A 343-nucleotide genomic window follows, 5' to 3' on the forward strand; every position below is an offset into this window, starting at 1 on the left:
ATTACATGGAACTAGCGAAAAGGATGTGGTTTGACACTAAAGATTGTAAGCCAGTAGATTTTTCTTACTTTGGGAATACTCGCCCATTTAAAACAGACCCAACTATTCACTTGAAATTGAATAAGTGGATGCATGATAATAGATGGAATAATGTTCAGTTGAAAGAAGGGATTACCAACAAATTTGGGAGTCATGTATATGAAAATCTTGAATTAGATTTTGAAGACAATCCAGCAACAGACTATCGAGAAAAAGGAGACTGTCTACGTTTAGCTTCTACCCACCTTGACCTTCTCACTGTTGATAAAAGAGCTATGTATATTATGGCCATTGAAATTGCGAC

1 pseudogene is annotated in these 343 nt (G+C 35.9%); it reads left to right on the forward strand.

The window, feature by feature from the left end:
* A pseudogene (locus tag HMPREF2613_RS04880) lies at positions 1-343 on the forward strand (hypothetical protein); the annotation flags it as partial.

Source organism: Streptococcus sp. HMSC070B10, assembly GCF_001808665.1.
GTDB lineage: Bacteria > Bacillota > Bacilli > Lactobacillales > Streptococcaceae > Streptococcus.